The organism is Kribbella sp. ALI-6-A (genome assembly GCF_001984195.1).
Classification (GTDB): domain Bacteria; phylum Actinomycetota; class Actinomycetes; order Propionibacteriales; family Kribbellaceae; genus Kribbella.
The window spans coordinates 2263779-2276495 of sequence record NZ_MTQN01000012.1; the positions used below are offsets into that span (position 1 = coordinate 2263779).

Consider the following 12717-nt stretch of genomic DNA (forward strand, 5'->3'; position numbering starts at 1 on the left):
CGGTCCGCCGGGTGGGGTGACGGACTCTCTGGCGGGGTAGCTCAGGTGGTTAGAGCACACGGCTCATAATCGTGGTGTCGCGGGTTCGACTCCCGCCCCCGCTACCCACCAAACGGCAATGAGTGAGCGTGCGTCGGTGACGCGTGTTCCTGAGAAGAAGAGGCAGCAGTGGCCAAGTCAACGGACATCCGCCCGAAGATCACGCTGGCGTGCACCGTCTGCAAAGAGCGCAACTACATCACCAAGAAGAACCGGCGCAACGACCCGGATCGCCTGGAGATGAAGAAGTACTGCGCTCGTTGCAACGACCACACCGACCACCGCGAGACCCGCTGACCTTCAGCAGACTTCGCGTCAGGGCCGCTCTGTTCACCGGAGCGGCCCTTTCGCTGTGCCCGAAAACCCGACCCGGACCAGCGCCCCGGGCTACTGCAGCCCGCCCCCGCTGATCAGCAGGGTCTGCCCGCTGACCCAGTGCGCCAGCGGACCCGCGAAGTACTCGGCCGCGTCGGCGACGTCTTCGATCCGGCCCATCCGGCCGTCGATCGGGCGCGGGATCATGGTCCGGATCGGATCGTCGTGGGCCGGGGTCTCGGTGAAGACGCCGGCGCCCTCGATCACCGTCGGCAGGATCGTGTTCACCGTCACACCCCGGTGACCCACCTCGAGCGCGAGCACCTCGACCGCGTAGCGCAGCGGCATCTTGCTCGCGCCGTACAGGCCGACGCCGGACAACGGCCGGGCCGTCGTACTGGAGCCGACGCAGATGATCCGGCCCTGGTCGGCGACGTAGCGGGCCGCCTTCTGCAGGGTGAAGAACGTGCCCTTGGCGTTGATCGCGAACAACTGGTCGAACTGCTGCTCGGTCGCCTCGAGGATCGGCTGGTCGACGAGCTCGATCCCGGCGTTGGCCACGACGATGTCGAGCCGGCCGAAGGTGCGCAGACCTTCGGTGAAGACGTTCTCCAGCGCGTCCAGGTCGGAGACGTCGCCCTGGACGGCGATCGCGTCCGAGCCGAGGTCGCGGATCTCCTGGGCGGTGCGTTCGGCGCCGTCCTTGTTGCCCGCGTAGTTGAGCACCACGCGCGCGCCGAGCGCGGCGTACCGCAGGGCGATACCGCGGCCGATACCGCGGGCCGAGCCGGTGATGAGGGCGACCTTGCCGGTCAGATCTGTCATGACTGTTCCTTTGCTCCTTGGGGGATCTACTCCCAGGAGTACGCGGACGGTGGCGCGGTAACCACGGTCGGTCGAGCAGGGGCTCGGCAGGACGTGGGCGGACGAAATCGACCGGGCACAAGGCATTGCATCGTTGTAGAGGTGGCGGTCAGACTGGCGCCGAGGAACCAGGGAGGTCTCGATGGGCAACGACACCGCGGTCACGCCGGAACCGTTGACGGACGAGCAACGCGACGAGGCGGTCGAGCAGATTCGCACCGACGGGATCGTCGGCTTCAAGGGCGCGTTCTCGCGCGCGTGGGTGCAGCAGTTGGGCGAGGACATCGACGTCGCGTTCCAGGAGGCGCTGACCCGGCCCGGGGGAGCGGTCGGGCGCGGCCCGCAGCGGTACTACGTCGAGATCCACCCCCAGCAGTTGCGTGGCTTCGCCGAGCTGGCCGGGCACCCGTGGATCACCGCGGTCGCCGAGGCCGTGCTGGGATCGGAGTACGAGATCGTCGAGGTCGGGTTCGACGTTCCGCTGCCGGGCGCGCAGTACCAGCCGTGGCACCGGGACTTCCCGATGCCGGAGGAGACCAAGACCGAGCAGCGGCTCACGTCGCTGGCGATCAACGTGACCACGGTCGACACCACCGACGAGATGGGACCGTTCGAGATCGCGCCGGGCACGCAGTGGGAGCACGGCGACGGTTTCGAGCACGAGATGTTCCCGCCGAAGTCGGAGTACGACCGGTACCGCGAGCTCGCCGTGCGCAAGTACCCGCAGATGGGCGACATCTCGATCCGCTCCGCGCTGACCATCCACCGCGGCACCGAGAACCGTTCGCAGCTGTCCCGCCCGGTGCTGGTGCTCGGCCTCGACGCCCCGGGCGCCGGCAACGCCGAACGCCACGACCTGGCCATCACCTCGGCGTACCGGGACACGTTGCCGGCGGTGGTTCTCGACCACCTGCACTGCCCGGTGGTGGACGAGCTGACCCCGATCACCCAGAAGCACACGATCGAAGGCCTGGTGATGGGCGAGGCCGAGGGCTGAACCGGCTCAGACCGTGAGGATCGGCCGGCCCGCCTCGTACGCCGCCAGCCGGTCCTCCCGCGGAGTCAGGCAGCAGGAGCCGCACAGCGAGTTCGAGCCGTTCTCGCTGGTGTAGTACAGACAGCAGGTGTTGCGGAGGTAGACGAGTTTGCCGGCCGCCTCGGTGACGTCGCCGAGGCGTGCGAGGCCGCCGGGGGCCTGCGCGACGAAGGTCTGCCAGCGCTCGAGCAGAAAGCCGGGGGAGATCGTTTCCTCTTCGCGGGTCGCGGCGCAGAACCCCATCGCGCACCCGGCCGCGACACCGCCGTGCAGCTGGCGAAGGCCGGCCCGCGTACGGCGGTGCAGCTCGGCGGCGAGAGGGAGCAGGTGCTGCGTCAGCACCACGTCGTACAGGGTGTGCAGGCCGCCGGGAAGGAAGCGGGCGGAGCGGATCGCGACCTCGGCCAGGCCGTGGCCGTCGTGCGGCCGGACCCAGAGGTTCTCCGGCCGGATGTCGAGGACCCTGCCTTCGGTCGCCCAGAGCAACAGCGCGGTCGCGGGGACGCGGCCGGCGTAGAACGAGATCAGGCTGAGTGCGTTCGCGTGCGCCGACGTGTGCCCGCTGGCGTCGTGGTCGCGTTTGAGCAGCTCGGTCAGCTCGGGGCTGTCCGGCTCGAGCACCTGGTCGACGCGCAACCATTCAGAACCGCTCGGCACTCCGATCCGGAGCGCGTAGCGGGGTGCGTACCGGCTCAACGCGGCCACTGCCGTCACAGTCCTGCCCTTCCTGCTTCAGATCCCCCAGTGATCTCGGCGGAGTGGGTGGCGGCACTCGACCGCCCATCCTGCCAGTAGGGTTACTGGACATGACGATCGACGCCACGATGGTCGGCCGGAGCTACACGGCCGCCGAGACCTACCAGGTCGGCCGGGAGAAGATCCGGGAGTTCGCCGAAGCGATCGGCGACCCCAACCCGGCGTACCGGGGGGACGACGCCGTCGCGCCGCCCACCTTCGCGTTCGTGCTGAGCGCGCCCGCTCTCGATCTGTTGCTGGCCGACCCGGACCTCGGGCTGCGGCTGGACCGGATCGTGCACGGCGCGCAGAAATTCAGCTACGTCCGGCCGATCAAGGCCGGCGACGAGGTGGCCGCCACGGCGACCATCACCACCGTCCGCAAAGCAGGTGACGTCGAGGTGATCATGTACGAGACCGTCCTGACCAGCGCCGACGGCGAGCAGCTCGCCACCTCGACCGCGACCGTCACACACAACCGGGCGGACGCATGAAAAACGTGCAGGTAGGTTTCGAGCTGCCGTCGCTGACCGTGACCGTGCGCCGCGAGGACCTGGTCCGGTACGCCGGCGCGGGCGGCGACTTCAACCCGATCCACTGGAGCGACCGGATGGCGGGCGCGCTCGGTCTGCCCGGCGTGATCGCGCACGGCATGCTCACGATGGCCCTGGCCGCCCGCGTGGTGACCGACTGGCTGGACGACCCCGCCGACCTGGTCGAGTACGGAGTTCGCTTCACCAAGCCGGTCGTCGTACCGGACGACGACAAAGGGGCGACGGTGACGTTCTCCGCGAAGGTCGACAAGGTCGCCGACGGCCTCGCGGAGCTCGACATCACCGCGCTGGCCGGCGAGGAGAAAGTCCTCGGCCGGGCGCGAGCGGTCGTGCGGGCCCAGTGAACACCCAGCAGACCGCGGACCTGCGGCTCGCGGACCTGACCACGCTGCGGATCGGCGGACCGGCCGACAAGCTGGTCGAGGTGACCACCGAGGCCGAGCTGGTCGACGTCGTCCGGACGGCGGACGCCGCCAAGGAGCCGGTGCTGCTGCTCAGCGGCGGCAGCAACGTCGTGATCGGCGACGAGGGCTTCCGCGGCACGGTGGTGAGGATCGCGACCCGCGGGATCCGCGTCGACGCGGACGCCTGCTCCGGCGCGATGGTCCACATCCAGGCCGGCGAGGACTGGGACGCGGTCGTGCAGCGCGCGATCGCCGAGCAGTGGGTCGGTCTGGAGTCGATGTCCGGCATCCCCGGCCTGACCGGCTCCACCCCGGTCCAGAACGTCGGTGCCTACGGCCACGAAGTCTCCGAGACGATCGCTTCGGTCCGCGTCTGGGACCGGACCGAGAACAAGCTGCGCACGATCTTCGCCGCCGACTGCGGCTTCGCCTACCGGACCTCACGCTTCAAGGCCGACCCCAGCCGGTACGTCGTCCTGGAGGTCGCCTTCCAGCTGAAGCTCGGCAACCTGTCCGCCCCGATCGAGTACGCCGAACTCGCGCGCGTGCTCGGCGTGGAGACCGGTGCCCGCGCGCCGATGACGGAGGTCCGCGAGGCCGTGCTCGACCTGCGCCGGAGCAAGGGCATGGTGCTCGACGAGAACGACCACGACACCTGGAGCGCGGGGTCGTTCTTCACCAACCCGCTGCTCGACGCGACGGCCGACGTACCGGCGGGTGCGCCGCAGTGGCCACAGCCCGACGGCCGCGTGAAGACCAGCGCCGCCTGGCTGATCGAGCACGCCGGCGTCTCCAAGGGCTTCGCGATCGGCAACGCGGCGGTGTCGTCCAAGCACACCCTCGCGCTGACCAACCGCGGCGGCGCGACCGCGAAGGAACTGCTCGCGCTGGCCGCCCACGTCCGCGGTCAGGTCCAGCACGCGTTCGGCATCACGCTGGTCAACGAGCCGGTGCTGGTGAACTGCTCACTCTGACCGACCCCTGGGCGACGTAGGCGCCGACCAGCACGATCGCTCCGCACCGGCGGACCGCGTGCGCGGACCTCTCGCCGTCGGCTGCACCTCCTCATCCACGACCTCTGCATCGAGTTCGCCGGGTCGTCGCGTGAAAAAGATTTGCACGAAGGGTTGGCAGAAGCAACCCCGCTGGATAATCTCTTGCAGAATTCAGCTGGTCGGCTACCCCGAGGGGGTCGGTGTGAGGATGCGGAACGAGGTGTCCCGGCGGGGATTTCTGGCCGGGATGGCGGCGGTGGGGGCCGCTGCTGTGGTGCCCGGGTGCTCGTCCGGCGGCGGGGCCACGTCGAACGTGCTGCAGGTGTGGGGCGGCGTACCGGCGGCGTCGGGGCCGCAGAAGGTGGTGGACGCGTTCCAGCGCAAGTTCCCGCAGTACCAGGTGAACTACACCCGGTTCGTGAACGACGACCGGGGCAATCTCAAGCTCGACACCGCGCTGCAGGGCGGGGTCGACATCGACGTGTACTTCACCTACACGCAGGCCAACCTCGCGCTGCGGGCCGGGTCCGGACTGGCGGCGGACCTGACCGATCGGGTCGCGGCCGATCCCGACCTGAAGGTGTTCCTGGACACCGATCAGCCGCGGGCCTTTCTCGACGCCGGCCGGATCAAGGCGCTGGCCACCGCGCGCGAGCCGTACTTCGTGCTGTTCAACGAGAAACTGCGCGAGCGGGCCGGGGTCGAGCTGCCGCACGAGTGGACGATCGAGCAGTTCCGCGCGACCGCCCGGAAGCTGACCACCGCGCGGACCTACGGCTGCTACACGATCCCCGACGTCGCCCGGATCAAGCTCGGCCCGAACTACTGGTACGACGGCGACCGGTCGAACTTCGGCGACCCGCACTTCGAGCAGGCGTTCAGGCTCGGCCGGGAAATGATCGCCGACCGGTCCGCCTTTCCCTGGCGCGAAGTGCTCGCCCGCCACCTCGACGCGTACCAGCAGAACTCCTTCCTCACCGAGGAGTTCCACCTCTGGTCGACCGCGCCGTTCAACCTGCGCTACCTGTACGACGCGAAGAAGTACCCGCACGACTTCAAGGTGTCCTTCGCCCCGCCGCCGACCGTCGACGGCGGCGACTGGAACGGCGGCTCGTACAACAACTTCGTGATGGTCAACCCGAAGTCCCCGAAGGCCGACGCTGCCTGGGAGTTCGTGAAGTTCTGGCTGACCGAGGGCTCGGGCCCGATGCTGGCCGGCGGCAAGCTGCCGACGCTGGGCAACGTCACCGACGACCAGGTGGTCACCGGCGTGCTCGGCAAGGAACCGGACAAGTACTTCGACGTCGACTCGTTCCGCCGGGTCGTGCTCGGCGCTGATCCGAAGCTGTCCACCGATACCCGGCTGGCCGGCTTCCCCGAGATCAATCTCGCCTACCGCCAGCAGCGCGACCTGTGCTGGCTGGGCGAAAAGGACCCCGGCCCCGCGATCCGCGACGTCCGGCGACTGGCCGACGCCGCGATCGCCCGTACCGAGAGGAGCTCGTGATGACCACGGCCACTGTCGCCGCGGCGCCCGCGGTCCGGACCGAGAAGGCGCCCGGGATCAGCCCGCGCGGCTGGATCGGCTTCCTGTTCGTCGCCCCCAACCTGCTCGGCGTGGTCGCGTTCACGCTGATCCCGTTGATCAGCGTCGTCCTGCTCGCCTTCACCGACTGGAACCTGGTCTCCGGCTTCGGCGGCATCAGCTTCGCCGGTCTGGACAACTTCGTCGCGATCGCCAAGGACCCCGGCTTCTGGAACGCGGCCGGCCTGACCATGGTGTACGTCGGGGTGAGCGTGCCGTTGACCGTCGTGCTGGGCCTGGCGCTCGGCATCGCCCTCAACCGTCCTTTGCCCGGTCGCGCGATCCTGCGGGCGATCTTCTTCCTGCCCTACATCGTCAACACGGTCGCGATCGGGATGACCTGGCTGATGCTGATGAACCCGCGGGCCGGGCTGGTCAACCAGGTGCTCGGCGTCTTCGGGATCGAGCCCGGCTGGTTCGCCTCGTCGCACTGGGCGTTGCCGGCGCTGATCGTGATGGCGGTCTGGGGCGGCGTCGGCTACTGCTCGCTGATCTACCTGTCGGCGTTGCAGGACGCGCCGAAGCAACTGTACGAGGCGGCCGACATCGACGGCGCCGGGTTGTGGGCGAAGTTCCGCACGATCACCTGGCCATCGTTGCTGCCGACAACCATCTTCCTGCTGGTCACGCTGATCATCGGCGCGTCGCAGGGGTTCGGCCTGATCGCGCTGATCACCGCGGGCGGTCCGGGCGACTCGACCACCACGATCTCGTACTACATGTACCAGACCGGCTTCCAGTTCTACCGGTTCGGCTACGCCTCGGCGATCGGCCTGGTGACCTTCGCCGGCGTCCTGGTGCTGACGTTGCTGACCTGGCGGGCCCAGCGAGGGAGGGCGCTCAATGACTAGCAAGGCGGCCAAGTGGTACTGGGGAATCCCGCTGTGGATCCTGGCGCTCGCGTTTCTCGCGCCGTTCGCGTGGATGCTGTCGACCGCGCTGAAGGCCGACGTGGAGGCGTACAAGATCCCGATGCAGTGGATCCCCGACCCGTTCCAGTGGGACAACTTCAAGACCGTGCTGGTCGGCGAGTCCTCGGTGCTGCCGGCGTTCGGCCGGTCGGTGTTCGTCGCTGTACTGCGGGTCGCCGGTGAGTTGCTGACCGCGACGATGGCCGGCTACGCGTTCGCCCGGATGTCGTTCAAGGGCCGGGACAAGCTGTTCCTGGTGTACCTGGCCACGGCGATCATCCCGGTCCAGCTGCTGCTGGTGCCGCGGTTCATCTACTTCCAGAAGCTCGGTCTCTACGACACGCTCTGGGCGCTGATCCTGCCCGGCATGTTCACCGTGCTCGGCACCTTCCTGATGCGCCAGTTCTTCGTCAGCCAGCCGGCCGAGTTCGCCGAGGCGGCCCGGATGGACGGCGCGAACGAGTGGCAGATCTTCCGCCGGATCTACCTGCCGCTGGCCACGCCGGTGATCAGCGCGCTCGGCATCCTCGCGTTCGTCTGGTCCTGGAACGACTACGAAACCCCGCTGGTGCTGATCAGCAGCCCGGAGAACTACACGCTGCCGCTCGGCCTGACCGACTTCGTCGACGAGCAGGGCTCGATCGCGCCCGGTCTGACGATGGCCGCCTCGGTGGTCTCGATCGTGCCGGTCCTGCTGGTGTTCGTCCTGCTGCAACGCCGCTTCATCGCCGCGATGACCCATACCGGCATCAAATGACCAGGGAGTCCTTTGTGAACGTCTCAGGTGTCTTTCCGGACCTCGCGCAGGTCGGCGACTTCGGCCCGCCGCGCAGCGAACTCGGCGTCGGCTCGCTGATGCCGTGGAACGGGAAGCTCTACGTCCAGAACTACAACTCGCACAAGGCGCGCAGCGGAGCCGGCGTCAGCCTGCGCCGGATCGAGCCGGACCTGACGATGGAGATCGTGCCGGAGACGCTCGGCGTCGACGGCACCTACACCAACCGGTTCGTGCACTTCCCGACCTCGCAGCTGGTGCTCGGCCCGCACGTGATCGACCGCGAGCACAAGATCACCACGATCCCCGAACTGGTCCCGCACCGGGTCTGCGGGACCTCGCGGCACCTGACCAAACCCGACACCCACGTCTACGTGCTGGCGATGGAGGGCGAGGTGTTCGAGCTCGACCTCACGACGTACGCGTGTGTGCAGGTCTTCGACCTCAACGACGAGCTCGGCACCGACGGCGAGATGAAGGTGCACTACAAGGACTGCTACACCAGCTTCGGCCGGCTGGTGGTCTGCTCCAACGAGTACGAGGAGGCCGACTGGGACGGGCGTCAGGCACGCGGCCGGCTCGCCGAGTACGACGGCGAGACATGGCGGATCCTGGCCCGCAAGCCGTTCACCGCGATCGGCGGGCGGCACGAGTTCGGCGGCACGATCTTCGCCTCCGGCTGGGACCAGGCCTCGGCCATTCTCGAGGTGTTCACCGACGCCGACCAGAAGTGGACCCGCTACCGGTTGCCGAAGGCGTCGCACACCTTCGACCACAAGTGGCAGACCGAGTGGCCGCGGATCCGCGAGGTCGAGCACGAGCGGCTGCTGCTGGACCACCACGGCATGTTCTACGAGCTGTCGCCGTGGGCGTACGGCGGCCGGATCTGGGGCGTCCGGCCGATCTCGACCCACCTGTGGGTGCTCGGCGACTTCTGCTCCTGGCGCGGCATGTTCGTCGCAGGCGCGGACAACGCGTCGCCCAGCCACGGGCTGAACCCGACGACGGCCGAGCCGCAGTCCGGGCTGTGGTTCGGCAAGACCGACGACCTGTGGAACTTCGGCAAGCCCGCGGGCTGGGGCGGTCCCTGGTGGGAGACACCGGTCGAGGCCGGGGTGCCGTCGGACCCGTATCTGATGACCGGTTTCGACAACAAGTGCCTGCACCTGGAGAACCTCGGGGACAGTGCGATCACCGTGACGCTGGAGATCGACTTCCACGGCCACGGGCGGTTCGGTGCGTCGGAGTCGTTCACCGTCGAGCCCGGCACGATCCACACCCACATCTTCCCGCCCGGCTTCAGCGCGCACTGGGTCCGCGTCGTCAGCGACACCGACGGCGTCGCCAGTGCCCAGTTCGTCTATACGTGATGATCGCGGAATGGGAAACGACGTGGAGAGAGCTGACACTCCGAGCCCGCTGCAACTGGTGAAACGGGCTCTGCCCGACCTGAACGGCGCGATGCTGCGGGTCGCCGAGCACATCCTGGCGAACCCGGACGACGTCGCGCGCGGGTCGATCACCAAGCTGGCCGAGGCCGCGCAGACCTCGGCGGCGACGGTGTCCAGGCTGTCCACCCACCTCGGCTTCGCCGGCTATCCCGCGCTACGGGCCGCGCTCGCGATGGAGGTCGGCCGCGGCCTGGAAGCCGGCTGGGCCAGCGACATCGGGCTTGCGATCGGCCCGGCCGACCCGCCCGAGCAGGTGCTCAACGTGCTGGCCAGCACCCAGGCCAACGCCCTGCGCAACGCGCTCGCGTCGATCGACCTGGCCGCGGCCACCCGGGTCGCCGACGCGATCGCGGGCGCCCGGCGTACCCACATCTACGGGGAGTGGGGCGACGCGATCCCTGCCCGTGAGCTCTACATCCGCCTGCTCCGGATCGGCATCCCGGTCTGGTTCTTCGACGGGCCGCAGTCGGCGCAGATCGCCGGTGGGCTGCTCGGACCGGGCGACGTCGGGCTGGTCGTCACCAGATCGGGCACCGACGGGACGACGCTCGACTTCGTCCGGCGCGCGACCGCCCAGGGCGCCCTGTCGGTCGCGATCACCGGCGTCGCCGACTCACCGGTCGGGCGACTCGCCGAGGTCACCTTCGACACCGGTACGCCGGTCGGTGGCACCTGGACCGAGTTCTTCGCCGGGCGGGCCAGCGACACGTTGACCGCTGGGCTGCTGTTCGTGCTGGTCGCCCAGCGCGTGCCCGACCACCTGACCGCCAACCACCCGAACGGACCGGGACAACCGGTCGTCCATCCCGACACCTGAAAGGTGGCTGCATGCAGCAGCTCGACGTCCACACCGATCTGACCGTCGTCGGCGGTGGTCTCGCCGGAGTCTGCGCCGCGATCGGCGCCGCCCGGCAGGGCTGCACGGTCGCCCTGGTGCAGAACCGACCCGTGCTCGGCGGCAACTCCTCGAGCGAGATCCGGGTCTGGGTCTGCGGCGCGACCGCGCACGGTGTCCAGCACTTCGCCCGGGAGACCGGGATCATGGGCGAGCTGTTCGTCGAGAACCAGTACCGCAATCCCGAGGGCAACCCGTACTACTGGGACCTGGTCGTGCTGGAGGCCGTCAAGGCCGAGCCGAACATCCGGCTGTTCCTCAACACCGACGTCCGCACGGTCGCCGCCGACGACGGCGAGATCCGCTCGGTGACCGGCTGGCAGATGGGCTCGGAGAAGGAGATCACCTTCCACAGCCCGGCCTACGCCGACTGCTCCGGCGACGGACTGATCGGTTTCCTGGCCGGCGCCGAGTTCATGACCGGGCGCGAGCCGCGCTCGGCGTACGGCGAATCGTGGGCGCCGGAGGTGCCGGACGGCAACACGCTCGGCAGCACGATCCTCTTCTACACCAAGGACGCCGGGGAGCCGGTCCGGTTCGTGCCGCCGTCGTTCGCGAAGGACATCAGCACCACCTCGATCCCGGAGCGGCGGATCATCCGGACCGACGCGTACGGGTGCGCGTACTGGTGGATCGAGTGGGGCGGTGAGCTCGACGTCGTCGACGACAACGAGCGGATCCGCGACGAGCTCCAGGCGGCGGTCTACGGGATCTGGGACCACATCAAGAACTCGGGCCGCTTCGACGCGGACCGTCTGACGCTGGAGTGGATCGGCGCGGTGCCGGGCAAGCGGGAGTACCGGCGGTTCGTCGGCGACCACGTCCTCACCCAGCACGACGTGCTCGGGCAGACCGAGTTCGACGACCGGGTGGCCTTCGGGGGCTGGTCGATCGACCTGCATCCGCCGGGCGGCATGTACGCCACTGAGCGCGGGTCGAAGCACTGGCACCCGGACGGGAACTACCACATTCCGTTGCGCACGCTGTACTCCCGCAACGTCCGCAACCTGTGGATGGCCGGGCGGAACATCTCCGCCACCCACGTCGCCTTCGGCACCACGCGGGTGATGGCGACCTGCGCCGTACTCGGTGAGGCGGCGGGCACCGCGGCCGCTGTTGCCTTGAGCAATGGGTTGACGCCGCGGGAGCTGGCCACCGAGAGGTTCGACCTGGTCCGCCACGCACTGCAGCGGGCTGACGCGTCGGTCCTCGGCGTTGTGGACTCCGATCCCGCCAACCTGGCGTTGACCGCGTCGGCGACCGCCTCGTCGACGCTGCGCCGCCTCGCGGTCGAGGTGTCGGACGGGACCCTTTCGCTGGCCTCGGATGTCGCGATGGTGCTTCCGGTCGATCCTGCGCTGGACGGGCTGGAACTGCTGGTCGACGCCACCGAGGCGACGTCGTTGGCGGTCGAGCTGCACGATCCCTTGAAGCCTCAGAACTACTTGCCGCTGGCTCGGCTCGCCGGGTGTGACGTCGAGCTGCCTGCTGGTGAGAAGCGCTGGGTCTCCGTGCCGCTGTCCTGGCGACCTGAGCAGCCCGGAAATGTCCTGGTCGTGCTGAAGGCGAATCCTGCGGTGTCGGTGCATACCTCGGCTACCGCGCTGCCCGGGACGATCTGCTTCGCGCATCGCGAGCCCGACCCGGACGAGCGGTACACCGAGCAGTTTCGCTCGTGGAAGCACATCCTTCCGCGCGGAGGTCTGTGCTACCGGGTCGGTGGCGACACTTCGGCGTACTCGCCGTCGCAGGTGGTCGGCGGCTATTCGCGTCCGTACGGCGGGCCGAACCTTTGGTGCTCCGAGGACCTGGCTTGGGATCCGGCGCCTCGGCTCGAGGTGAGGTGGCCCGAGCCGGTCGAGGTCGGGGAGGTTGTTGTCATCCTGGACGACGATGTCGAGGAGGATCTGATCAACCTGCATCACCATCGGACGCCGTACGAGGTGTTGCCTACGCTGCTGCGGGACTACCAGCTGGAGGGCCGGACCGCGGACGGTGAGTGGCAGCACGTCGCTACTGTCGAGGCGAATCGTCGTCGTCGGCAGGTGCACCGGTTGGCCCGGCCCGCGTTGCTGAGTGCGCTTCGTCTCACGGTGACCGCCACCAATGGGGCACGCCGGGCTCACGTGGTTTCCCTTCGCGCGTACTAGTCGGGACG

The 12717-nt window shown here is 68.9% G+C and carries 13 protein-coding genes and 1 tRNA gene; 12 read left to right on the forward strand and 2 right to left on the reverse strand.

Features of this window, described 5'->3' with window-relative positions; translation table 11 throughout:
- The first annotated feature begins 30 nt into the window (after window positions 1–30).
- Window positions 31–104: transfer RNA gene (locus tag BWI15_RS37340), tRNA-Met, on the forward strand.
- A 64-nt stretch (window positions 105–168) separates the two neighbouring features.
- Window positions 169–336 carry a 50S ribosomal protein L33 gene (gene rpmG, locus BWI15_RS37345; RefSeq protein ID WP_012923742.1) on the forward strand — a complete coding sequence of 56 codons (168 nt, stop codon included), beginning with the start codon at window positions 169–171 and terminating at the stop codon, window positions 334–336.
- Window positions 337–426: 90 nt separating this feature from the next.
- On the opposite strand, the gene BWI15_RS37350 is transcribed toward rpmG, so the two are convergent.
- Window positions 427–1179, reverse strand: a complete 753-nt coding sequence (locus BWI15_RS37350) for an SDR family oxidoreductase (RefSeq protein ID WP_077019169.1) — start codon at window positions 1177–1179, stop codon at window positions 427–429.
- Window positions 1180–1360: 181 nt separating this feature from the next.
- Here BWI15_RS37350 and BWI15_RS37355 point away from each other — a divergent pair, with 181 nt between their 5' ends.
- Complete coding sequence (locus BWI15_RS37355) at window positions 1361–2215, forward strand: phytanoyl-CoA dioxygenase family protein (protein WP_083751213.1); 855 nt, start codon at window positions 1361–1363, stop codon at window positions 2213–2215.
- 6 nt (window positions 2216–2221) lie between these two features.
- Here BWI15_RS37355 and BWI15_RS37360 read toward each other — a convergent pair whose 3' ends face one another.
- Window positions 2222–2968, reverse strand: a complete 747-nt coding sequence (locus BWI15_RS37360; RefSeq protein WP_237771619.1) for a (2Fe-2S)-binding protein — start codon at window positions 2966–2968, stop codon at window positions 2222–2224.
- A gap of 92 nt (window positions 2969–3060) precedes the next feature.
- Between BWI15_RS37360 and BWI15_RS37365 the strand changes: the two genes are divergently transcribed.
- The 9 genes from BWI15_RS37365 to BWI15_RS37405 all read left to right on the forward strand — a co-directional run bounded on the left by BWI15_RS37365 (window position 3061) and on the right by BWI15_RS37405 (window position 12709).
- The gene (locus tag BWI15_RS37365) at window positions 3061–3483 is read left to right on the forward strand and encodes an FAS1-like dehydratase domain-containing protein (RefSeq protein WP_077019171.1); all 423 of its coding nucleotides are present in this window, start codon (window positions 3061–3063) and stop codon (window positions 3481–3483) included.
- Window positions 3480–3887, forward strand: coding sequence for a MaoC/PaaZ C-terminal domain-containing protein (locus BWI15_RS37370; protein ID WP_077019172.1), 408 nt, complete (start codon window positions 3480–3482; stop codon window positions 3885–3887). The genes BWI15_RS37365 and BWI15_RS37370 overlap by 4 nt, the downstream gene beginning before the upstream one ends.
- The gene (locus BWI15_RS37375) at window positions 3884–4921 is read left to right on the forward strand and encodes a UDP-N-acetylmuramate dehydrogenase (protein ID WP_077019173.1); all 1038 of its coding nucleotides are present in this window, start codon (window positions 3884–3886) and stop codon (window positions 4919–4921) included. Before BWI15_RS37370 ends, BWI15_RS37375 begins: the two co-directional genes overlap by 4 nt.
- A 229-nt stretch (window positions 4922–5150) precedes the next feature.
- On the forward strand, window positions 5151–6449 hold the full coding sequence (locus BWI15_RS37380) for an ABC transporter substrate-binding protein (protein ID WP_077019174.1): 1299 nt from the start codon (window positions 5151–5153) through the stop codon (window positions 6447–6449).
- Window positions 6449–7378: a carbohydrate ABC transporter permease gene (locus BWI15_RS37385; protein ID WP_077019175.1), complete on the forward strand. Its 930-nt coding sequence runs from the start codon at window positions 6449–6451 to the stop codon at window positions 7376–7378. The genes BWI15_RS37380 and BWI15_RS37385 overlap by 1 nt, the downstream gene beginning before the upstream one ends.
- Entirely contained in the window at window positions 7371–8195 is an 825-nt protein-coding gene (locus BWI15_RS37390) for a carbohydrate ABC transporter permease (protein WP_077019176.1), read from the forward strand. Before BWI15_RS37385 ends, BWI15_RS37390 begins: the two co-directional genes overlap by 8 nt.
- A 14-nt stretch (window positions 8196–8209) precedes the next feature.
- The gene (locus BWI15_RS37395) at window positions 8210–9583 is read left to right on the forward strand and encodes a hypothetical protein (RefSeq protein WP_202817801.1); all 1374 of its coding nucleotides are present in this window, start codon (window positions 8210–8212) and stop codon (window positions 9581–9583) included.
- A gap of 22 nt (window positions 9584–9605) precedes the next feature.
- Complete coding sequence (locus BWI15_RS37400) at window positions 9606–10481, forward strand: MurR/RpiR family transcriptional regulator (RefSeq protein ID WP_237771620.1); 876 nt, start codon at window positions 9606–9608, stop codon at window positions 10479–10481.
- A gap of 11 nt (window positions 10482–10492) precedes the next feature.
- Window positions 10493–12709 (forward strand): FAD-dependent oxidoreductase, encoded by a 2217-nt coding sequence (locus BWI15_RS37405; protein WP_077019179.1) that lies wholly within the window; start codon window positions 10493–10495, stop codon window positions 12707–12709.
- Window positions 12710–12717 lie beyond the last annotated feature (8 nt).

What these genes read in the sequence shown, in the direction of transcription:
- BWI15_RS37350 (WP_077019169.1), bottom strand. Translation starts at nt 1,179, where the DNA reads ATGACAGATCTGACCGGCAAGGTCGCCCTCATCACCGGCTCGGCCCGC.
- BWI15_RS37355 (WP_083751213.1), top strand. Translation starts at nt 1,361, where the DNA reads ATGGGCAACGACACCGCGGTCACGCCGGAACCGTTGACGGACGAGCAA.
- BWI15_RS37365 (WP_077019171.1), top strand. Translation starts at nt 3,061, where the DNA reads ATGACGATCGACGCCACGATGGTCGGCCGGAGCTACACGGCCGCCGAG.
- BWI15_RS37370 (WP_077019172.1), top strand. Translation starts at nt 3,480, where the DNA reads ATGAAAAACGTGCAGGTAGGTTTCGAGCTGCCGTCGCTGACCGTGACC.
- BWI15_RS37380 (WP_077019174.1), top strand. Translation starts at nt 5,151, where the DNA reads ATGCGGAACGAGGTGTCCCGGCGGGGATTTCTGGCCGGGATGGCGGCG.
- BWI15_RS37385 (WP_077019175.1), top strand. Translation starts at nt 6,449, where the DNA reads ATGACCACGGCCACTGTCGCCGCGGCGCCCGCGGTCCGGACCGAGAAG.
- BWI15_RS37390 (WP_077019176.1), top strand. Translation starts at nt 7,371, where the DNA reads ATGACTAGCAAGGCGGCCAAGTGGTACTGGGGAATCCCGCTGTGGATC.
- BWI15_RS37405 (WP_077019179.1), top strand. Translation starts at nt 10,493, where the DNA reads ATGCAGCAGCTCGACGTCCACACCGATCTGACCGTCGTCGGCGGTGGT.